The sequence below is a fragment of the Campylobacter fetus subsp. fetus genome, assembly GCF_900475935.1.
Lineage (GTDB): Bacteria > Campylobacterota > Campylobacteria > Campylobacterales > Campylobacteraceae > Campylobacter > Campylobacter fetus.
In genome coordinates this window covers 682,332-704,767 of sequence record NZ_LS483431.1, presented here as the reverse complement: position 1 = coordinate 704,767, position 22,436 = coordinate 682,332, and the positions used below count along the sequence as shown (strand labels likewise).

General features: G+C 33.7%; 18 protein-coding genes. 4 read left to right on the top strand and 14 right to left on the bottom strand.

Annotation, left to right across the window (positions count from 1 at the left end):
* Nucleotides 1-3: 3 nt before the first annotated feature.
* Together groL and groES are read right to left on the bottom strand one after the other, a co-directional pair.
* On the bottom strand, nucleotides 4-1,641 hold the full coding sequence (gene groL, locus DQN38_RS03465; RefSeq protein WP_011731919.1) for a chaperonin GroEL: 1,638 nt from the start codon (nucleotides 1,639-1,641) through the stop codon (nucleotides 4-6).
* A 17-nt stretch (nucleotides 1,642-1,658) separates the two neighbouring features.
* The gene (groES, locus tag DQN38_RS03460; protein ID WP_002849112.1) at nucleotides 1,659-1,922 is read right to left on the bottom strand and encodes a co-chaperone GroES; all 264 of its coding nucleotides are present in this window, start codon (nucleotides 1,920-1,922) and stop codon (nucleotides 1,659-1,661) included.
* 216 nt (nucleotides 1,923-2,138) lie between these two features.
* Between groES and DQN38_RS03455 the strand changes: the two genes are divergently transcribed.
* Complete coding sequence (locus tag DQN38_RS03455; RefSeq protein ID WP_111738181.1) at nucleotides 2,139-4,688, top strand: translocation/assembly module TamB domain-containing protein; 2,550 nt, start codon at nucleotides 2,139-2,141, stop codon at nucleotides 4,686-4,688.
* A gap of 7 nt (nucleotides 4,689-4,695) precedes the next feature.
* Here DQN38_RS03455 and DQN38_RS03450 read toward each other — a convergent pair whose 3' ends face one another.
* Genes DQN38_RS03450 through DQN38_RS03440 form a run of 3 tightly spaced genes read right to left on the bottom strand, consistent with a single transcriptional unit; the run spans nucleotide 4,696 to nucleotide 7,801 of the window.
* Entirely contained in the window at nucleotides 4,696-5,280 is a 585-nt protein-coding gene (locus DQN38_RS03450; RefSeq protein ID WP_002849107.1) for an NUDIX domain-containing protein, read from the bottom strand.
* Nucleotides 5,265-6,626 carry a magnesium transporter gene (gene mgtE / locus DQN38_RS03445; RefSeq protein ID WP_002849105.1) on the bottom strand — a complete coding sequence of 454 codons (1,362 nt, stop codon included), beginning with the start codon at nucleotides 6,624-6,626 and terminating at the stop codon, nucleotides 5,265-5,267. The genes DQN38_RS03450 and mgtE overlap by 16 nt, the downstream gene beginning before the upstream one ends.
* 8 nt (nucleotides 6,627-6,634) lie before the next feature.
* Entirely contained in the window at nucleotides 6,635-7,801 is a 1,167-nt protein-coding gene (locus DQN38_RS03440) for a peptidoglycan DD-metalloendopeptidase family protein (RefSeq protein WP_002849103.1), read from the bottom strand.
* A gap of 747 nt (nucleotides 7,802-8,548) precedes the next feature.
* On the opposite strand from DQN38_RS03440, the gene DQN38_RS03435 reads away from it, so the two are divergent.
* Genes DQN38_RS03435 through DQN38_RS03425 form a run of 3 tightly spaced genes read left to right on the top strand, consistent with a single transcriptional unit; the run spans nucleotide 8,549 to nucleotide 11,456 of the window.
* Nucleotides 8,549-9,265, top strand: a complete 717-nt coding sequence (locus tag DQN38_RS03435) for a plasminogen-binding N-terminal domain-containing protein (RefSeq protein WP_011731916.1) — start codon at nucleotides 8,549-8,551, stop codon at nucleotides 9,263-9,265.
* Between the two features lies 1 nt (nucleotide 9,266).
* Complete coding sequence (locus DQN38_RS03430) at nucleotides 9,267-10,646, top strand: FAD-linked oxidase C-terminal domain-containing protein (RefSeq protein ID WP_065844098.1); 1,380 nt, start codon at nucleotides 9,267-9,269, stop codon at nucleotides 10,644-10,646.
* A gap of 9 nt (nucleotides 10,647-10,655) precedes the next feature.
* Complete coding sequence (locus DQN38_RS03425; protein WP_002849097.1) at nucleotides 10,656-11,456, top strand: YihY family inner membrane protein; 801 nt, start codon at nucleotides 10,656-10,658, stop codon at nucleotides 11,454-11,456.
* 5 nt (nucleotides 11,457-11,461) lie between these two features.
* Here DQN38_RS03425 and hemC read toward each other — a convergent pair whose 3' ends face one another.
* The 9 genes from hemC to DQN38_RS03380 all read right to left on the bottom strand — a co-directional run bounded on the left by hemC (nucleotide 11,462) and on the right by DQN38_RS03380 (nucleotide 22,428).
* A complete protein-coding gene (gene hemC / locus DQN38_RS03420) occupies nucleotides 11,462-12,373 on the bottom strand; it encodes a hydroxymethylbilane synthase (protein ID WP_011731915.1) in 912 nt (303 codons plus the stop codon).
* 12 nt (nucleotides 12,374-12,385) lie between these two features.
* The gene (locus DQN38_RS03415) at nucleotides 12,386-12,778 is read right to left on the bottom strand and encodes an FxsA family protein (protein ID WP_002849094.1); all 393 of its coding nucleotides are present in this window, start codon (nucleotides 12,776-12,778) and stop codon (nucleotides 12,386-12,388) included.
* Nucleotides 12,775-14,478, bottom strand: coding sequence for a proline--tRNA ligase (locus DQN38_RS03410; RefSeq protein WP_065844097.1), 1,704 nt, complete (start codon nucleotides 14,476-14,478; stop codon nucleotides 12,775-12,777). The genes DQN38_RS03415 and DQN38_RS03410 overlap by 4 nt, the downstream gene beginning before the upstream one ends.
* Nucleotides 14,475-15,743, bottom strand: coding sequence for a glutamyl-tRNA reductase (hemA, locus tag DQN38_RS03405; protein ID WP_002849091.1), 1,269 nt, complete (start codon nucleotides 15,741-15,743; stop codon nucleotides 14,475-14,477). Before hemA ends, DQN38_RS03410 begins: the two co-directional genes overlap by 4 nt.
* The gene (locus tag DQN38_RS03400) at nucleotides 15,743-16,627 is read right to left on the bottom strand and encodes a polyprenyl synthetase family protein (RefSeq protein WP_038453204.1); all 885 of its coding nucleotides are present in this window, start codon (nucleotides 16,625-16,627) and stop codon (nucleotides 15,743-15,745) included. The genes hemA and DQN38_RS03400 overlap by 1 nt, the downstream gene beginning before the upstream one ends.
* Nucleotides 16,628-17,053 carry a hypothetical protein gene (locus DQN38_RS03395; protein WP_002849086.1) on the bottom strand — a complete coding sequence of 142 codons (426 nt, stop codon included), beginning with the start codon at nucleotides 17,051-17,053 and terminating at the stop codon, nucleotides 16,628-16,630.
* Nucleotides 17,046-17,309: a DUF2018 family protein gene (locus DQN38_RS03390; RefSeq protein WP_002849084.1), complete on the bottom strand. Its 264-nt coding sequence runs from the start codon at nucleotides 17,307-17,309 to the stop codon at nucleotides 17,046-17,048. The genes DQN38_RS03395 and DQN38_RS03390 overlap by 8 nt, the downstream gene beginning before the upstream one ends.
* Before the next feature lie 66 nt (nucleotides 17,310-17,375).
* Nucleotides 17,376-19,454 (bottom strand): FtsK/SpoIIIE family DNA translocase, encoded by a 2,079-nt coding sequence (locus DQN38_RS03385; RefSeq protein WP_238551711.1) that lies wholly within the window; start codon nucleotides 19,452-19,454, stop codon nucleotides 17,376-17,378.
* A gap of 130 nt (nucleotides 19,455-19,584) precedes the next feature.
* Complete coding sequence (locus DQN38_RS03380) at nucleotides 19,585-22,428, bottom strand: flagellin N-terminal helical domain-containing protein (RefSeq protein WP_111738180.1); 2,844 nt, start codon at nucleotides 22,426-22,428, stop codon at nucleotides 19,585-19,587.
* Nucleotides 22,429-22,436: the final 8 nt, after the last annotated feature.

Sequence of the window (22,436 nt, the reverse complement as noted above, 5' to 3'; positions counted from 1 at the left end):
GGCTTACATCATTCCGCCCATTCCACCCATACCGCCCATGTCTGGCATCGGAGGCATAGCAGGTTTATCCTCTTTTATCTCACTAACCGTAGCTTCAGTAGTAAGAAGTAAGCTTGCTACGCTAACTGCGTTTTGTAAAGCTATTCTTTCTACTTTAACAGGATCTATAATTCCAGCTTCAAACATATCAACATATTCGCCGCTAGCTGCGTTAAATCCATAATTAGGGCAATCTGCGCATGATACAGAATTTGCCACTACTCCAGCGTCGAATCCGGCATTTTCAGCTATCTGACGAAGAGGGGCAAAAAGCGCACGTTTAACTATCTCAGCGCCAATTAACTCATCACCTTTTAAGCTTAGATTTACTCTATTTCCGGCTTTGATAAGCGCTGCACCGCCTCCGACTACGATGCCCTCTTCTACTGCTGCTTTTGTAGCATTTAGAGCGTCGTCTACTCTATCTTTTTTTTCTTTCATTTCTGTTTCTGTCGCAGCTCCTACTTTGATAACAGCAACACCGCCGCTTAATTTAGCTAGTCTTTCTTGCAACTTTTCTTTATCATAATCGCTTGTAGTCTCAGCTATTTGAGCTTTTATTTGATTAATTCTAGCTTCTATCGAATCTTTATCTCCGGCACCATTTACTATAGTAGTGTTATCTTTATCTATAACAACTCTATCTGCTTGACCAAGATCTTGTAAGCTAGCACTCTCTAAAGTTCTGCCTAACTCTTCGCTGATCACTTCACCGCCGGTTAAAATAGCTATATCTTCAAGCATAGCTTTTCTTCTATCTCCAAATCCAGGAGCTTTTACTGCTGAAATATTTAAAACGCCTCTTAATTTATTTACAACTAAAGTTGCAAGAGCTTCACCCTCGATATCCTCAGCAACGATAAGAAGAGGTTTTCCTGTTTTTTGAATTTGTTCTAAAACCGGAAGTAGATCTTTTAAATTTGTAATTTTCTTATCAAATAAAAGTATAAATGGACTACTTAATTCGACTTGCATTTTTTCAGCGTTTGTGATGAAATACGGACTTAAATATCCACGATCAAACTGCATACCTTCAACGACATTTAACTCGTCATTTATAGATTTTGCTTCTTCTACTGTGATGACACCGTCTTTACCAACTTTTTCCATAGCTTCGGCTATAAGATCACCGATTGAGCTATCGCTATTTGCTGAAATAGTAGCTACTTGAGCTATCTCTTTTTTACCGTCTACTTTTTTAGCGGCTGATTTTAACTCGCTTGTAACAGCCTCAACGAATTTATCCATTCCGCGTTTTACTTCGATAGGATTTGCGCCGGCAGTTATGTTCCTAAGTCCTTCTTTAAATATAGCGTGAGCTAAAACTGTAGCAGTTGTAGTACCGTCTCCTGCTTCATCGTTTGTTTTGCTAGCAACTTCTCTGACTAAACCTGCACCCATATTTTCTATAGTATCTTTAAGTTCTATCTCTTTTGCAACGCTTACGCCGTCTTTTGTGATAGAAGGTGCACCAAAGCTTTTTTGGATAAGTACATTACGACCTCTTGGTCCCATAGTAACTTTTACCGCATCGTTTAATTTTTTTACACCGCTATATAATCTATTTCTTGCATCATCTGCGAAAATAATTTCTTTTGCCATTGTTTTGCTCCTTTAATTTACTTAATTACGCCTAAAATATCTTCTAAATTTAAAACTAGATATTTTTTATCTTCTAAGCTGATCTCGCTGCCAGCATACTTTGCAAATACAACGATATCACCTACGCTAACACCCTCAGCCTCTTTGCTAGCTGCTACTACTTTTCCTTTTGAAGGTTTTTCTTTTGAAGCATTATCTGGTATAATAATACCGCTAGCAGTTGTCTTAACTTCCTCTTCTCGCTCTACTAAAACACGTTTTCCAAGTGGCTCAAATTTCATCTCTTGTCCTTTCGTTTATCAAATTTTTCTCTAAATAATTAGCACTCTTACCTTTTGAGTGACGAAAATATAGCATAATTTTAGTTAAAAGTCAAGATTTAAAGCCAAATTTATCATAAAATTTTAGTCTAATTGGCTCAAGTTTAAATACTTTCTCTAAATATTTCGTTTCTTTACAAATATATTGTATAATTATAAGAAAATACGGAGCAAAATATGAGAGTTTTACTATGGATTTTAGGCATTATTGCAGTATTATTTATATCTGCTTATACCATATTATTTACTAGTTTTGGGAATAGTCTCATGAAGCCGTACGTAGAAAAAATAGCAACGCAAAAAAGCGGTATGAAAATAGAATTAAAAAAGTTTAAAGTCGGTTTATCCAAAGCAGATATACAAGCCGCGATAAACTCCGAGCTAAACCTAACAGTTACAGGAAGCTATAATCTGATTAAAAAAAACTTTGATCTAAACTATACCGCACAAACCAGAAGCTTAAACAGTTTTGGTATAGATATAAAAGATAATATATCTTTAAATGGAGATATGATTGGAAATTTAAATAATTTTGTAGTAAATGGAGCGGGAATTCTTGTAGGCTCAAATATGAGATTTGCCATTAGAGTTGTAAATTTAAAACCTCTTGAGTTAAAACTAGACGCAAAATCTCTAAATTTGGCACAGATATCGACTATAGCGCTTCATAAACCATATATAATAGGACATTTAGATGCTACGGCCGATATATCGTATGCAAATAACGGTTATCAAGGAGATGCAAATTTAAATATAAAAAAAGCAAACACAAACAATGAGCTTATACAAAACGACTTCAATATTTCACTTCCGAGTAATTTTTTCATAACTGCAAAATCAGATATAAAACTATCGGGCGATATAGCTACTGCAAAAACCGTGATAAAATCTCCGATAGCGGTTGCGGCGGCACTAAACTCCGTATATAATATCTCAAACAATAAACTAAATACCGATTTAAATTTAAACATTCCAGATCTGCTAAAACTAGAACCTTTGATCAAACAGTCTTTAAAAGGCGAGATAACACTAAATGCAAATACTCAAATAGACGCAAACAAACTATCGTTTTTAGACGCACAAATAAAAGGTCTTGGAGGAATTGTAATAGCAAAATTAAAAGACAATAAAATAGACGCCGATATAAAAAATATAAAACTTGATGAACTGCTTAAAATAGCGTCTTTGCCGGCAATTGCCGATGGAAGCATAAACGGTATCGCCGACATAAACGATATAAATATTCCATCAAAAACAAACGGAAGTGCAAATTTAAAAATCACAAACTCAAAACTCAAAAGTAATGAACTAAACAAACTAATAAATACTGAAATTAAAAAAGATATACCATTTACGGGAGACGCCAAAGCAATTTTTCAAGATGGAATTTTAAACTTAAATTCTATATTAAGCTCAGAAATTTTAAGGGTAGATAAGTTTCATAGTATTTACAATCTTGATAGCAAAGATGCAAATGCTAGTTTGCAAATGAGTATTCCGAGCTTAAATGCTCTTGGAAACTTAACAGGCAAAACACTAAACGGTTCAGCTGAACTAAACGCTGAAGCTGTCATAAAAGCTACCAAATTAGATAATCTAAGCTTAAATATAAAAGCTATGGATGGAGTTATAAATGCGAATTTAAAAAACAACACATTAAAAGCAAATATCAAAGATATTTTAGCTGAAAATTTGTTTGTATTGATCGGTCAAAAACCGCTATTTGATGGAGTTATAAATGCGGAATTAAACTTAGATTCCATAGATATAAAAAATCTAAACGGAAAAGGAGTTATAGATTTAAATAACGCGACGCTAAATGCAGCCAATTTAAAAGAAATGACAAAAAAAGATTTTCCAAACAATATTAAATTTAGAGCAGAGTTTAAACCTACTTTCACAAATTCAATTGCATATTTTATGTCAAATTTAAGTTCAAATTTAATAAACATAGACAAATTTGAAGGAAGTTTTGATATAAATAAATTAGCTTTGGATGCAACGTATTTGGCTAATATAAACGATATTTCAAAATTTGAATTTTTAATCGGTAAAAAATTAATAGGAAGTCTAAACGCAAACGGTAAAGCACAGTACAAAGACACTCTTTATCTAACTTTAAACTCTGATCTGCTTAAAAGCAAACTAAAATCAGAGTTAAAAAATGGTATCTTAACCTTAAATTTAGATAAATTTTCGGTACAAGAACTTCTAAAAATGGCTGATTATGATCCATTTTATGAAGGTATTTCGAATTTAAATGCTAAATATGACCTGAATGGAGCAAAAGGTAATTTTAAAATTGATCTTTTAGAAGGAAAACTAGCTAAAAGCGGACTTACAAATGCCATTAGCATAGCATTGAACCAAGATATAACAGAAGAAGTCTTTAAAGACGGCTATGTAAAAGGAGATATAAACAAAGATATAATAACCTTTAATGCCCAAATGAGCTCTCCAAAATCAGATGTAAATGTTACAAAAGGAAGTATAAATATGCTAAACTCAAAGATATTTATACCTATTGATACGAATATAGAAAAAACGGATCTACAAATAGAAGTTTCTGGAACTACAAAAGAGCCTAAATATGCATTTAAATCCAGCTATTTAAAGACAAAGATAGAAAAAGAGATGGATAGAGGCTTAAAGAAACTATTTAACTCGGATGAAAATAAAACAAATGATGCGAAAGATATTATAAAAGGGCTGAAAAATCTTTTTTAGCCCTTAGCTAGAACATATTTTGTAGATACCAAAGTACGGAAAATTGCAAATTTGGGGCTTTGACCATATTTTCATCATAAATAAAATCTAGAATATCAGATTTTTTGATAAATACGATCTCGATTTTCTCATCATCAACTCCACCACCAGCTGTTTTTTTCATACTTTCATCAATAGTAGTACAAAAAAGAGTTTGTCTATTGGCTCCAAAGCCTAATGCCGTGTAACTGCTAGTTATCTTTTTTACCTCTTGAACGGCGTATCCCGTCTCTTCTAATATCTCTTCTATCATCGTTTCTTCGGCGCTCAAACCTTTATCCATGATACCGGCGCAAAGCTCATGCGTAACTCCTGGTTCATCTGAACTTATACTATTTTTTGTCTGATAATACCAAAGAGATGGACGAAACTGCTTTACAAACAAAAACGCATCAAAATCTTTATGATACATTATACAAGATACGCTATCATGAGCTTCTACGCAGTCCCAGCGCTTGTTTTTATTATCTTGAGTATATAAAATACTAAATGGCTTTACAAACTTTGAGTTCTCAAGCGGTACAATCTTTAAATCTTTTATAATAGTATCCATGTAGCAAGTCCTAAAAATACGAAAAATCCCATCATATCAGTTATCATAGTTAAAAATACAGAGCTACCAACTGCTGGATCTAGCCCTATTCTTTTAAATGTTAGAGGTATAAATGTTCCGAAAAAAGCGGCTAAAAGCAAATTTATAATCATAGCCACACCTATTACTACTCCAAGTAGAGGCATATTAAACCAAAGTCCAACCAAAAATCCGACAAAAGAAGCAAATATTATAGAATTAACAGAAGCCATTATAAGTTCTTTTTTTAAAACGCTCCAAAAACTATCAAATTGTATCTCTCCTAATGCGAGACGTCTTACATTTACGGCTAATGTTTGATTACCGGCGTTCCCTCCGATACCCGCTACAATCGGCATAAGCATAGCAAGAGCAACTAAAGACTCTATAGATTTATCAAATAACCCTATCACGCTTACGCTAAATATAGCAGTTATCAAATTTACAAATAGCCAAATAGCACGCGCACGACCTGTTTTAACTAGTCCTTCTTCTTCGGCTTCATCATTAACACCTGCTAAATTATAAATTTGTTCAGTAGCGCTCTCTTCTAAAAAGTCGTGTATATCATCGGTGGTGATACGACCTATCAAAACTCCTGCTTTATTTACAACAGCTATAGCACTTAAATCATAGTCCATAACAGTAGCCGCAACTTCGCTTATATCATCTGTATCAGTAGCAAAATGCGGCTTATATTTATCTACACCGCCATTTTTTATAATATTTTCTAAATTTAAATCAAAATCATATATTATAAGATCTTCTAAAGGTATAACGTATTTTAAAACACCATCTTTATCAACTACAAAGAGTTGAAATACGTTTTCTATCTCATCTCTTTTTTTCATTACCCTAAAACGAGATATCGCAGAACTTAGTCTTTCATCAAGTCTAGCTGAAAAAAGCTCCGTTTGCATATAAGCACCGGCTTCATTGTCTTCGTAATTTATAAGTTTGCTTATCTCTTTTTGGCTATCTAATTCAAGAGAGCTAAAAAGCTCTTTAGCTTTTTCCTCATCTATATCTTCTATATTTTGTAAAAGGTCGGTGGCGTCATCGCTTTCTAGCTCTTCTAAGGCTTCTACTATCTTATTATTAGGAACATTTTCAATCACATCCTTAAGCATGTGATCCGGCATTTCCATAGCGACTTCGCCAAGACTTTGAGAGTCTAATTTTTCAAGGTAAGTAGCGTATTCATCTTCATCATGGCTTTTCAATACCTTTAGATGCGACGCGATATCTGATGGGCTTAATTCGCCACCGACGCCATCATCGAGATGTTTTTCTAACTGCTCTTTTACTTCATCTAAATCTTTATTCATAACTTTACCTAAAATGCGATTACGCTATCAAATCCCTCTTCTTTTGGAGCATTTGTATGGGCATTTAAACTAACTTCAAAATCTCTGTTTATACCGCCAACAAGCGCACTAAACTCTTTTTTCTGTGTGCCACTTAGGCTACTTTTTGTTATTTTTACCACTGATTCTGGATTGATAGCTTGATTGTTTTTATAAAGTCCAAAATGCAGGTGCGGACCTGTACTCATACCGGTACTTCCCACATAGGCTATGACATCACCCTTTTTTATCCTTTTACCGCTTTTAACACCGCTTGCAAAACCGTTTAAATGAGCATAAAGGGTCATATAATTATCTGTATGATTTAACATAATTACATTTCCGTAACCGCCTTTTTGCCCTACGAATGATATTCGTCCATCTCCCGCAGCATATATTTTCGTGCCTTTTGGAGCAGCGTAGTCAATCCCCAAATGAGCCCTATATCTTTTTAAGATCGGATGCCATCTTTTTGGAGTAAATCTTGAGCTTATTCTAGCATTTTTGACAGGTTTTATCAAAAAGAAATTTTCAAGCTCTTTTCCGGTTTCATCGTAAAATCTATCATCATACTGATAAACATATTTAGCATTTCCTCTTATTTCTATCATAGCAGCTTTGATATTTGGCATACCAAAAACTCTTCCTAACCGTCTTTTTTGAGTATATATAATGACTAATTTATCACCCTTTTTAAGCCCTTTATAATCTACACTTCCTTTAAAGGCGTTTAAAAAAGCACTCGCTAAAGCAACATTTCCGCTATGTTCTATGATATCTTGATATGGTGATCTTTGCACATCGATACTAAGAATTCTATCTTCGTTTTCATATATTATCGGTATAAAATCAATAACATACTTTCCAACTATATCTTTATGAATATGAATTTGCAACTCTTCACTTATAGGTATAAGAACTTGTGAAACTCTATCATTTTCATCTCTTAAAATTTGAAATCTCGTGCCGCTTGTTATCTCAGTAGCTAGCTCTTGATCTTCTTTTTCCAGGTTATAATATAAAGATAATGGTATTTTATTATTTTCTAAAAATGTTAAAAAACTCTCGCCATTTGGCCATGTTAGCTCCTCAACACTAGGCTTGATAGCGTATAAATTTATAGTGATAAATAAAAATAGTATTATTTTTTTGATCATAAAATCGCCTTAAAATAAAATCTCGTAATTGTATCGTAATCTTACTTACATAATGCTTCTATTTATCAAAAAATATCATATTATTTCCGATATAATTTATATAGTATTAAAATAATTTTAAGCAAAATATATAGTTAAACACAGGATAAAGTTTTTAAATTTAGATATAAATTTATATTTTATCTCTAAAGGCACTTTTAAATATATAGTTTTTATGGATATTTGGGTTTTGCAAAAAAGTAATCCAGTCTATATAAGGTAATCTATTATTATAAAAAGTATCACCTTTGTTTAAAGCGATATTTGCATTTTGATATCTAATGTTATCAACACCTTTTTATTATATTTATATGCAGTTTCAAAAGCTTTTTTAATCTGCAAGCTGTTTAATTATGCTAAAGTTACTTAATTTAAAAAAACCTATTTGTAATTTTATACTCAATATTATTATACGATTGTCAATAAATCCATCTTTATTTGCAAAAGCAGATAAAATAGCTTCATTGTTTTCGCATAAATTTTATAGATCCTAATATACTTAAACATATTTTTCGTTGCATTATTATCTATAGCTTTCATTTATTTCCTTATTATTTTTTGATATATTTATCTTAAAAATTTAAGATTATAATTCATTATCCAAAAAATACGGATCTAAAAGTTTTATCTCCAAAACTTCTCGTTTGCAAAAATTCAAAAAAAATTAGCTATAATGATTTTAAATTTTTGCCCATATAGGAGATACTTTTGAAAAAAATTGCAATTATGCTTTTATTACTATGCAGTTTTGTTTTTGGTGCTGAGTTTAATATGAAAACCAACTATAGTCTGCTTTTAAACGTTCATGATGGTATCGGCGAGATAACAGATAGTCCAGATATCGTTGTCAATAGTAGCGGCGTTGTTATGCATAAATTCAAAGATGGCAGCAAATCAATAATTGCTAGAGCAGTAGTCACCGAAAAAAAAGACGGTTTTGCTAAAGTTAGGTTTGAAGTATTTGACTCTTTAAAACAGCAAGCACTTCCGATACCAAAGATTTTACCGTCTGCAGGAGATGAAATAGTCTTAAATTTCTTATATGACAGATCTCTAATAGTAGTTCCAAATAAAGAAATTTACAAAGAGATAACAGACAACTTTAAAAATATCACTTTTATACATCCAGACATTGTAGGAGCATATCTAAACTACGAATACAAACCAAATCCAAGCAGAGACGACTTTCGTAAAATGTGCGCTCAAAGTGCGGCAGGGCTTATATTTGTAGCATTAGATAACGAAGCCGTGTTTGCTGATTGCGGTAGTTTTGCCGTGCTTAAAAAGTTCAAAAGCGGAAGTGTGGATTATTACCAGCTTCCATTTTATACAAGAGTTAAAGGCATAGATACTATATTTTGGAAACTTGATGGCGCAAAAATAAACAACTATGACGAATACTATAAAAGACTTTTAGGAAACTAAAATGGATGCTAAACATATAAAATATTTTGAAAAGCTTCTAGGTGAAGATAATGCTAAATTTGATAAAGCTCATCAAATAGCCTACTGCTATGATGCTACGAAAAAGCGTTTTGAGCCTGATGGAGTGCTATTTCCACGAGATGAAACAGATGTAAGCAATATACTAAAATACTGCAATGAAAACAAAATCGTTATAGTCCCAAGAGGCGCTGGAAGCGGATTTACCGGCGGAGCTTTAGCAGCGAGCGGCGGAGTCGTTTTGTCATTTGAAAAACATATGAATAAAATATTAGAAATAGATATGCAAAATATGGTAGCAGTCGTAGAACCCGGACTTATAAATATGAAACTACAAAAAGCAGTAGAAGAAGTAGGACTTTTCTATCCGCCAGATCCTGCTAGTGAAAATTACAGTACAATAGGCGGAAACGTGAGCGAAAATGCAGGCGGTATGCGTGCTGCAAAATATGGTATAACCAAAGACTATGTTATGGCTTTAAGAGCGGTGTTGCCAAACGGAGATATTATAAGAGCCGGAAAACGCACTATAAAAGATGTTGCAGGGTATAATATCGCAGGAATTCTCATAGCAAGCGAAGGAAGTTTAGCCGTTATCACACAAATCACATTAAAACTCATTGCAAAACCTAAATTTAAAAAAACCGCAATGGGAGTATTTCCTAACGTAAATGCCGCTATGAATGCTGTTTATAAAACTATGGCAGCAGGAGTAACTCCTGTAGCTATGGAGTTTTTGGATAATCTTAGCATAAAAGCAGTCGAAACAAAATTTAAAAAAGGTCTGCCTATATCGGCCGGGGCTATCCTTATAAGCGATGTCGATGGATCAAATTTAGATGTTTTAGATAGCGAGCTAGAGATCATCAAAAACGTTTTTGAGCAAAACGGCGCAACTGAGTTTAGAGTAGCAAAAAATGAAAACGAATCTGCTGATATATGGCTTGCAAGGCGCAACTGCTCTCAAGCTATCACATGTTATGGTAGTTTAAAACTCAATGAAGATATAACTGTTCCTAGATCCGAACTTCCGAATTTACTCGAAAAAATAGCTGAAATTTCTCAAAAATACGGCGTTACTACACCATGTTTTGGTCATACCGGAGATGGAAACGTACATACAAATGTTATGGTAGATCGTGACGACCCTGACGCGGTAAAAAGAGGTCACGAAGCTATAACTGAAATTTTTAAAGCTACCGTCGAGCTTGGAGGAACTTTATCTGGAGAGCACGGTATAGGACTTAGCAAAGCACCTTTTATGGGTCTTGCATTTAGTTCTGAAGAGATGAACCTTTTTAGAACTATAAAAAAAGCATTTGATCCAAATAATATCTTAAACCCAAATAAAATGGGACTTTAAAGAAATTTCATGCGTAAAATATGGGAAAAACTAGTACTGATCTATAAAGTGTTAGAAGATAAACAGCTTTTACATTTTGCTGCAAGTCTTAGTTTTCACACTCTTTTATCCATCATTCCTGTTTTATTTATATCTCTATCTATCTTTACACAACTCCCTAGTTTTAGCGGTTATTACGCTAAGATTAAAGATTTTATATTTTCAAATTTACTTCCTAGTCAAAGCATAACTGAATATATAGATCAGTTTTTATCTAATTCAAGTAGCCTTGGTATAATAGGTCTTATAGCGGTATTTTTTACCAGTATAATGTTTTTTAGCGACTATGAATTTGTTATTTCAAAATTAACAGGAGCTAAAAGTCGTGGATTTTGGAGAAGTCTTAGTAACTACTGGACTTTGATAACTCTTATGCCTCTTGGTCTTGGAATGTCGTTTTGGCTCTCAAATTTAATCCAAACAATGCTTAGCCAAAGCGAATATACAAGCGGTATAAACTTCTTAGCTATATTTCCATATATAATTATCTGGGCTATATTTGCAGTAACTTATCTCATATCTATAAATAGAGATTTTTCTATAAAAAATATATTGATCAGCTCTTTTGCCAGTTCGCTTGCATGGTCCATATCAAAGTGGATATTTGTAGGATATAGCTTCTATAATAAAACATACTCTAGTATATACGGATCATTTTCGATACTATTATTTTTCTTTATTTGGATATATATTTCGTGGATTATATTTTTATATGGTATAAAACTATGCGTAGCCTTAGATGGATTAAGTAGAGATAAGCCAGTTATCTAGCTTATCTAAACCATCTCTTCTGCCCTCTTTAAAAGCTCTTTTGCGCCGCGCGCTATGAACTCATCAGCAAAATTTTTACCGGCTATTTTATATGCTAATTTCGGATAAGTTTTGCTATCTCTTAGAATTTCGCTTCCATCTACAAGACCCAATATCGCCTCAACTTCTATCTTGTCGCCTTTTAATTTTGCATTTATTCCGATCGGCGCTTGACATCCTCCGTTTAACGTATGCACGAAATCTCTCTCTATAGTAGTTTCAACTACGCTTTTTTCATCATTTAAAAACTCGATAGCATCCAAAATTTCTTTTTTATCTATAGCCTCGATTCCTAAAGCTCCTTGTCCCATAGCAGGAATTGTATCTATAGCTGATGTAAATTTAACTTCCTTAGAAAGATTTAATCGATTAATTCCAGCCATAGCCAAAATAATAGCGTCAAACTCGCCATTTTTAAGCTTAGCTATTCGTGAGTTTACATTTCCTCTAAGAGATATGATATCAAGATCAGCCCTATGAGCTAAAATCTGCATTTTTCTACGAAGCGAAGTTGTTCCTACTTTGGCACCTTGTGGTAATTCATCCAAATTTTTGTACTTCATGCTAAGCATCGCGTCTCTCACGTCTTCTCTACTGCACACGCAAGCCAGTTTTAATCCATCTGGAAAAGTAGTCGGAACATCTTTTAAGCTATGAACCGCTATATCTGCACTACCTTCAAGCATAGAGTTTTCAAGCTCTTTTGTAAAAAGCCCTTTGCCGCCTATCTTTGCGAGCGGAGTATCAAGGATAACATCGCCTTTTGTCTTCATAGTAATTATCTCAACGCTATGACCTTGAGCAATCAATAAATCTCTTATATGATGAGTTTGCCAAAGCGCAAGAGCGCTATTTCTACTTGCTATTTTGATATTCATTTCTTATCCTTTTCATCTCTTATTTTCATCTATTATCTCAACATCTATTATATCATCCCTAAACCTATCATTATCGTTATAAGTATTAGTACTAAACCTAACAAATATCTTTAGTATTAAAGATATAACTATGATAAAAACAGCAAAAATATCACTCAAAATACCAGGCACTATAAGTAGCATTCCGCCAAACGCAATCCCCATAGAGCCAAATATATCTTTTAAATTTATACTAACTATATTAGAGTATAAATTTAAAAATCCATAACTAAATATAAGTATTATCCCTATAATTCCACTAAGAAAAACTTCACCTAAAAAATTTAAAAATCCATAATTTATAATATAAATAAAAACACAGACAATCTCGATAACAAAATACGGAAATAGAGAAATTTTTATCATATTATCTCTTTTAATTTACCTAATATCTCATCTGAGCTTACTTTAACTTTTTCTAGCCCGTCTCTTTTTATAAACTCAACTTCTGCGTTTTGCAAACCTTTACCAACGACCACGCCAAAAGGTACGCCTATAAGCTCAAAGTCCGCCATTTTCACGCCAAATCTTTCGTTTCTATCATCAAGCAAAACTTCGACCCCGCTACTTTCTAGATTGGATTCTAAATTTAGAGCAAATTGCATCTGCTCGGTGTCTTTGATATTTGAAACTATTATATGCACCATAAAAGGAGCGCACTCTTTTTTCCAAATGCAGCCTTTTTCATCATGACTGGCTTCTACCATAACAGCTACAAGTCTGCTTACGCCTATACCATAGCAACCCATAAAAAACGGTTTTGATTTACCGTTTTCATCTAAAAATGTAGCGCCCATGGTCTCAGAATATCTTACTCCAAGTTGGAATATATGCCCTACTTCTATGCCTTTAGTGACAGATAAAACTCCACCGTCAAGCGCTTTGTCTCCGGCTTTGACTTCTGCTAGATCCTTAAATCTATCTTTATTGAAATTTATAATATTTACTCCAATAGCGTGATAATCCTTTTCATTTGCGCCGCATATCATCTCTTTTTCATTTTCTAATTCATTATCTATATAAAAATCTATATTTTCATGAAGTCCGACTGGACCGCAGTATCCAGGAACTAACCCTGCGGCTATAACTTCTTCTTCGCTAGCGTCGCTTAGCTCAAGAGCGGAGCAAGCATTGCAAGCTTTTACTTCTTGAAGCTCGTCGTCTCCACGCACGAAAAATATTACTATTTTTTCGCTATCTTCATAGATAGCCTTTTTCATCACGGCTTTTATAGTATAAAACGGATCTACCTTAAAAAACTCGGCAACTTTAGCTATGCTAGAGCAACCAGGAGTAAAAAATTTCTGCATAGAGTTGCTCTGAGGTCGCTCAGCCTTGCAAACTCTTTTTGCTCTTTTTGCGGCTTCTATATTTGCCGCGTAGTTTGAAGCGTCACTTATCAAGATATCGTCTTCGCCGTTTTTTGCTAGCACCATAAATTCTTTGCTACCACTTCCTCCGATAGCTCCACTATCAGCTTCAACGGCGCGGAAATTCAGCCCCAAACGACTAAATATCTTAGTGTAGGTTGTCTCCATAAGATCAAACTCACGCTTTAGATCAGCTTCACTTGCATGAAAACTATAACCGTCTTTCATTATAAACTCACGACATCTCAAAAGTCCAAATCTAGGTCTTGCCTCATCTCTAAATTTAAGTCCTATTTGGTATAAATGAAGCGGCAGTTGCTTGTAACTAGTGACTTTATCGCGCACTAGATCCACTATAGATTCTTCGTGAGTCGGAGCTAGTAAAAAATCGTTGTCTTTTCTATCTTTTAGGCGCAAAAGCTCTTTTCCGAATTTAAAATATCTCCGGCTTTGCTTCCAAAGCTCACCGGGAACCACAAAGCTTAAAGCTACTTCATTTGCTCCTGCTTTGTCCATTTCATCTCTTACGATATTTTCAACTTTTCTTAAAACTCTCTTTCCAAGAGGCAAAAAGTTATATAGTCCGCTTCCTATCTGCGCTACAAATCCGGCTCTTATAAGAAACTGATGACTAGGTAAAGTGGCGTCTTTTGGAGCTTCTTTTGTAGTAGGTACATATAATTTTGTAAATTTCACTTTAAATTCCCTTCTAAATTCTCATCTTTTTGTATTTTTATGTCAAATAAATATTCGAGTGCTTTTAGTATATCATCACTATTTTTCTCTTTCAAGCGCACACTAGGCGTATGTAAAAAAGCTTTAAAAACCTGGTGTACGAGCTTACTTGCCTCATCTTGATCACTACACTTTAAATACCCTTTTTTTACCGCTTTTTCTATCTCTTTACAGGCGATATCTTTAGCTTTTAAACGCAAAGCTTTAATAGCTGGAGTACTTCCTTCAGAAAGTCTCCATTTGAAAAATGAAGTTGTGGATTTGCCGACTATAGAGTAAGCGATACTTGCTTGCTCCTCTCTTAGAGCTAAATTTGTTCTTACTATCTCTTCAAGATCATCTACTGCATAAACATGTATATACTCGTCTTCTTCTATATCTATATCTCTAGGAACCGCTATATCAAAAAAATATCTATGGAAATCTTTTTGTTCTATTATCTCATTAGTAATTATAGCATTAGGAGCACCAGTAGCACTAAAAATAAGCCTATATCTATTAATATACTCGCTAAGCTTATCAAAACTAGCATAACTCGCTAACTCGCCTAGCTCTTTTGCTAAAGTTTGCGCTTTTATCTCATCTCTGTTTATAATTATAACATTTACTTCCGCGTTTATAAGATGCTGGGCTGCTAAACGACTCATCTCTCCAGCGCCTATGACTACTGCGCTCATACCACCTATATTGCCATAAATTTCTTTAGCTTTAGCTACGGCTACGCTTGAAACCGAAACTGGATTTTTACTAATAGTAGTTAATGCTCTAACTTCAGCTGCGCATTTAAAAGCGAAATGCATAGCGCTGCTGATATTTACACCGCAATCCTCATTATCATATGCAAATTTAAAAGCCTCTTTCAACTGTCCTGCTATTTGAGTTTCACCCACTACTAAGCTATCAAGAGAACTTGCAACGGCAAAAAGATGGTGTATAGCACCTTGATCTTCATATATATCGGCTCTTAATTCTAAAGCTTCAAACGGTACCAAAGTAAGGATAGAAATAGAGTTTAAAATATGTCTAATAGAACTTTGCGTGTCTAAAACATAAGCAAATATCTCCACTCTGTTACAAGTACTAAGCGCCATAGACTCGGCAATACTATCATTTGCTCCTATAAGACGCAAAATCTCCCTTCGTCTATTATTATCACTAAAAGAGAGTTTTTCTCTAACTCCGATATCTGTATTTTTATGAGTAAAACTAATACTTACATAATGCATTAAAAATCCCTATCTATCATACTAGAAACTATCATTTTAAGTTCAGTATTTTGTGAACTTTCTATAGCTTTAGCACCAAAATCTTTTGCTTTTTTTATACTTAAATTTATAATATCAAACTCTTTAAATTTAGATTTAATCCATAAAATTTCATCATCGTCAAGCTCTTTTTTAAATAAATTTTTTAAAATCGCTTTATCTTCATTTTCTAATTTTTCATATAGATAAATATATGGAAGAGTGGTTTTCCCCTCTTTAAAATCATTCATAGCAGGTTTTCCTAGTGTCTTTTCATCGCTTGTTATATCAAGTATATCGTCTACTATTTGAAATGCCAATCCAAGATTTTTACCATAATCGCCGTATTTTTGCTCATCAAAGCCAGCTAAAATTGCAGCAGATTTTGCAGCAGCTTCTATGAGAACCGCAGTTTTAAAATATATCATTTTCAGATACTTTTCTTTATCTGCATTAAAAGAGCTACCAAGTTCTACATCCATAAGCTCACCGATACTTAGCTTGCAAACGGCATCCGAGATAATATCTGCTATTTTCATGTCGAATTTAACTATCTCGTTAAAACCTTTAGAATAAAGAATATCACCTAACATTATAGAATTTTTTGTACCGAATATTGCATTTATGCTAGGTTTTCCTCGTCTTATTAAAGAGTCATCTATCACATCATCATGAAGCAAACTTGCTAAATGAATAATCTCTACGACGCTACTTAGCTTAAAACTAGCTTCACTCGCTCCTGCTATTTTTAATATAAGCTTGCTTCTTAGCTTTTTTCCTGAGCTTACTTGGCTAAACATCTCACTAGCAAGAGGGTAATTTAGTGAATCTACAAACTCTTTTAAGATATCATCAATCCTCTCCATCTAATCCCCTTTATCTGGCTTATATTCGACTTCTATACGCTTTGCATTATCATATGTATAAGCTTTAAAAACAGCTATTCCTTTTTTGAACTCGGCAAACTCAAGATACAAAGCAACCTCATCTTGTTTTTCTAATCTAGTATTAGCTAATATAATTTGTTTATAAAGCTCCAACCCACGCCTAAGACTAAGCATTATCTGGCGAGGATAATTTCTAAATTTAGTATGCAAAACCATATTTGTATTATCATATAAAGTCCATGAAAACTCGAAAATATCTTTTGTACCGTCTTTTCTATCGGTATATATAATCCAAGCTTTCTCATCTTTTTTCAGCTCAAACTGTTTTACATACTCAAATTTAGGAGCAGCGGCATTTAAATTTAAAAAAATACCTATAATCAAAAATAGAGATATTTTACTCATTTTGACTTAGAATTTCGCCTGTTACACCTATATAAATATCATTTAATCCGTCTTGCACAACGTCAGTATTTAACGCTTCAAATGACTTTATATCCATATCGGATATACCTTTTTGCTCAGCTAATTCACGTAAAATAGCAAGCTCAATAAGAACTTTTTCTAATTCGTTTTCCACTAAATTTCTATTTGCATTAAAAATTATATCAAAAAACTTATCCTTAGGATCACCGCCAAAAATATCATCTTCAAAACTCAATTTAATATCCTTAATCTAAAATAAAGTTTAATTGTATAACAAAATATGTAAAAAGCTGATTAAATTTCATCTTATAATATCCCTTTGACCCTTAGCATTTACAGGCGTTAGAACTCCTGCTATTTCAAGCTGTTCGATTATGCTTGCAGCTCTGTTGTATCCTATTTTTAAACGTCTTTGAAGATAACTTATAGATGTCTTTTCTTCACTTAAAATAATACTTTTTGCTTCTTCATATAACTCGTCTGTTTCGCCTGTATTTAATCCATTTTCACTAGATCCAACAGCGCTAGACTCATCTTTTAAAAAACTCTCCTCATATACGACGTCTTGCTGTTCTTTCAAGAAGTCCACTATTTCTTCTATCTCTTTTTCACTAGCAAATGGAGCGTGCAAACGCACTATACCAGGACTTCCAGGAGGTGTAAAAAGCATATCGCCGCGTCCTAACAAACTCTCGGCACCCATTTGGTCAAGTATAACTTTACTATCTATTTTCTGCCCTACTCTATAACTTATACGGCTTGGTAAATTTGCTTTTATGAGTCCTGTTACTACATCTACGCTTGGGCGCTGGGTAGCTACAATGAGATGAATTCCGCTAGCTCTTGCCATTTGGGCAAGGCGTCCGATATGAAACTCAACTTCTTTTCCGCTCGTCATCATAAGATCCGCAAGTTCATCGATGATAACAACGATAAACGGCAATGTTTCGCCGCCATCTTTTTTTATTTTTTCATTATATGTTTCTATATTTTTTGTTTTTGTTTCACTCATTATTTTATAGCGTCTCTCCATCTCTGCAACTAAATTTGAGAGTACAGAAATAGCTTTTTTAGGCTCAGTTATAACAGGAGTTAATAGATGAGGGATATCATTATACATACTAAACTCAAGCATTTTGGGATCTATCATTATAAGGCGTAAGGTTTTTGGAGAGTTTCTATAAAGCAGGCTTAAAAGCATAGCGTTTATTCCCACGCTTTTTCCGCTTCCAGTAGTTCCTGCGATAAGAAGATGGGGGAGTTTTTTCAAATCAGTTATAAAAGGATCTCCGACTATATCCTTGCCAAGAGCCAAAGTAAGTTCGCTTTTAGCATTTTTATAAATGTCGCTTTCTAAAATCTCTTTTAGATAGATTGTTTCTATATTTTTATTTGGTATTTCTATACCTACTACATCTTTTCCAGGAATAGGCGCTTGAATACGTATAGTTTGAGCTTTAAGAGCCATAGCAAGATCGTCTTGCAAAGTTAAAATTTTACTAACCTTTACATGAGCTGCTGGTTTAAACTCAAATGTAGTCACGACAGGTCCTGAATACGTCCTAACAACATCTCCATCTATCTTAAAACGACGCAATTTATCTAACAAATCAGCAATTTTTTGATCAATTTCGGATTCATTTATATTTTTTGAGCGTTTAGGAGGATCATTTAAAAAACTAAGAGGAGGCAGCTTAAAATCTTTTGGTTTTTCTACTTTACCTTTTTCTATCTGATTTAAAAGCTCTCTATTTTCAGCTACTTCATTTAATATCTCGACACCGCCTATAGTAGTCATAGGATTTGTATTATTGTCGTCTTTTAAACTATTTGCTTCTTTAATATCTATGATATTTTCAGTTGGCTCAAGACTGCTTACATCATTTTTAATTTCTAGTTTATCGTCTATAATTTTACTATTTATAGCAAGATCAACCTCGATTTTTTTTACATCATTTTTCTGTTTTTTAGGAATATAATGCGCTTTTAAATTTAAATTATCCGAAGCAGATACCCTATCAACAAAAGCTTTTTTAAGAACGATATCAAGTCTATCATCAAAAACAAGTCCAAATGATATAAAAAATATCATTAATATAAAAACAGCACTTCCGACACTTCCTATAACAGATCTTAAAGCTTCTATACAAAACGTTCCTATAGCTCCTCCGTAACTCTTATCAAACATTGAAATAAGCAACAAAATAGCAAAAAACAGAAGCAATGCGCCGATTATATTTCCTAAAAGTTTAATATTAAATTTCTTAAAATTCTTGTAGTTCAAAATAGCCGGATAAAGAAGTAAAAATGGGTAAATATAAGCCAAAAAACCGAATAATTTATAATTAAAACTACCTAAAATATTACCAAATGTCCCCACAAAGGAGGCATTTGGAACGATAGTCGCAACTCCAAAAAATATTAAAATACAAACGCTTATAATAAGCAAACTTTCTCTTAAAATATCAAAGTCCTTGAGTAAATTTAGCTTTATTATAGCAAAACTAAATTTATATATAGTTTAACAGACTTATCTGACTTGTTTTTGCAGTAGCTTGGAGCATAGCTTGATACGCCATAAGTCTTTGCTGAAACATAAGATACGTCTCTCCGATATCTGCTTCCATTATCTCAGACTTTACAGAAGATACATTGACTTTAAGGATAGTAGCGCGATCACCAGTAGCCGTTAAAGAGTTTGTATACGAACCGATTTGGGTGTGTTGTTTATTTATGTGATCCATCAAGTGATCTATTTTTTTCAAAGCACCTTGGATACCGGTAGTTCGAGGATCACTAGCATCTGGATCTCCTCTATAACTGCCATCTCTAACAGATTGTATCATATCATCTAAATCTTTAAATATATCAACACTTGGCTCATCTATAGCAATAGCATTATTTGAAGTAAAACTAAATAACGAACCGGTGGTTGATTGATAGGTATCTATTATTCTATTTCCTGCAGCATCTAATTCTATATTTCCGGCTGCGTCTCTTTTATACATATCGGTAAATTCAATATTTCCTCTGCCTCGGTCTTCAAAAAGAGTAACTTCTATATCTGTTTTTGAAGCTGTTTTATCTGTAACAACCATATTCCCACGATAATCCAAAGTAGTATTTATCGTACTGCTTGCACTTTTAATAGCCGTATTGTACTCATTATATCTTGATGTAACGTAGTCTTGATCGCCTAATATAGCGTCTTTTATATCTCTTAGAGCGTTGCCATTAGCAGTAAAATCTATAGGATAAGCGATACCAGAAGCATCTACTACTCTATCTATAATTCCTTGAGCTTGAACATCGGTAACACCGTTTTTTAAAGCTGTTTTCAAAGCATTTGCATCGGCATACGTATTTCTAGAAGCCGTATCAATGTTTGCAATAACATTAGTATTTGGTTGTCCGCTTGGAAGATTTCCAGCTGCTACCATAGATACTATATCATTTAATTGTTGATAAGTCATATCATCAGCCGGAGTCATAACTCCATCGGTAGTTTTTGTGGCTTCGTTATATTTACCAGAATATACATTTCCATAATATACAGGAGTAGCAGTAGCTGGCTTCTCCCAGTTATCGTCTAGCGGAGTTACTGTGATAGTAGGATATCTTTCGGTAGTATTCGAGTTTGTATCTGTAAAATTTAGTTTTACTTCATAATTTGTTCCGTCTTTTGACTTTATATTCATAGTTATATTGCTATTTGGATTAGCTTGCAAAGCTTGACCGGCAACGGCACTTAGCTTTGTAGAGTTTGTAGCATACTCATTTGTGCCTTTTATTACTTGAGAGACGTTGCTTGATAATTTATTGTCTGTTTTTTCAAATTGAAGTTTATTGTAGTCTATGGCGTCGCTTTTATTTCCTAATACGTCTTCAAAGCCGCTTTTTATAAATTCAGTTAAATATACATTTCCCTTCTCAACATTTTGGGTAATTGTTTTAGTATCCGTTAAATTTGCCGAAGAAACCCAGTTGCTATTTTCATCTCTAGCGCCTCTATCTGACAATGCTTCTATATTCGCTGGATCATAAGCTCTAAAATCAGCTGCGGTTATACCTCCGGTTAAATCAGCAGGATTTAAAACAAGTTTTCCGGCCACAGGAGTTACATTTGTAGCGGCTCCTATATTTGCTCCGGTAGTTTTATCGACTTGTTGAATAGACAAATCTCCGCCTGCGACTTGTGTTATCTCATATTTGTTTCCAGCTGGATTTACACTATCTACGATCAAAACATCGGTAGAAACGCCGCCAACGGTTCTTTTTTCTGTAGTGACTCTAAAATCCGTATGAGTAGCAGGATCAATGACTATATCTCTATCGCCGACTTTAAAAGTCTCTGGTCCTCGCACGTCGGTAAGCCCAAATAGATGAAGTTCGGTCATTTGATTTCCACTTTTAAGATCAGTTACTTCTATTTGACCACTGTTATTTATAGCAACGCTAACAACGTTGTTTTTACCGTTTTTATCATTACCGAGCGCGTATCCTATATTATCTAATAAATTTTGAATACTAGAATCTGCAGTAACTTTAAATTTGGTACTAAAAGTTTCGCCGTTAGGCTTTCTGCCTTGCATATAAAACGTAGTATCGGCTAGCGCAGCAGGATCAGCAAAATCAAGCTCCGGATTCATTTTGCCTATTTGTGCGACCAGCTCTTCTGAACGATAATTTCCACCTATTAAATCCAATATCTTATTTGCAGCATTAAGATAATTTGCTGCATCGCTAGTTAATTTTGTTTTATTATCTATCAAACTAACATTTGTAGTAAGTATCTTTTTATAATCGTTATCCTTACCTAAAAATAGAGTCTGTCCATCTATATTATAAGCAGTAGTTTGGTTGGCTCCTATGGCTGCATTTATCAACTGATTGTTACCGTGATAGTTTCCGGCGCTATCGATAGGTTTTGTATCAAGAGCGGTTCCAGAAAACAGAAACTGGCCGTTTATAGAGCTATTTGCTATATCTATAAGATGTTTTTTTAAACCTTCTAGGTCATTAGCAATCGCATTTCTTGAGGTTTCATTATGTATATCGTTACCTGCTTGTATAAGTTTGGTTTTAAACTCAGTTAGTTTAGAAACAAAATCATTTAGAGCCTTATCAGAGTTTTTAGAAAATTCAGTAGCTTTTGTGCTAGTTTGCTTTACTTGATCAAGTAAATTTATCTCATATTCAAGTCTGGTTCCATCTACGTAAATACTGCTATTATCGTATGAATTTTGAATTTTTAATCCACTATCATATCTTTGGTTTATATCATAAATGCTTTTTGCGCTTGCTTGATAGTTAGAAAGATTATTGAAGTTTATAAGCTGATTTGTAATTCTCATGATTTAGC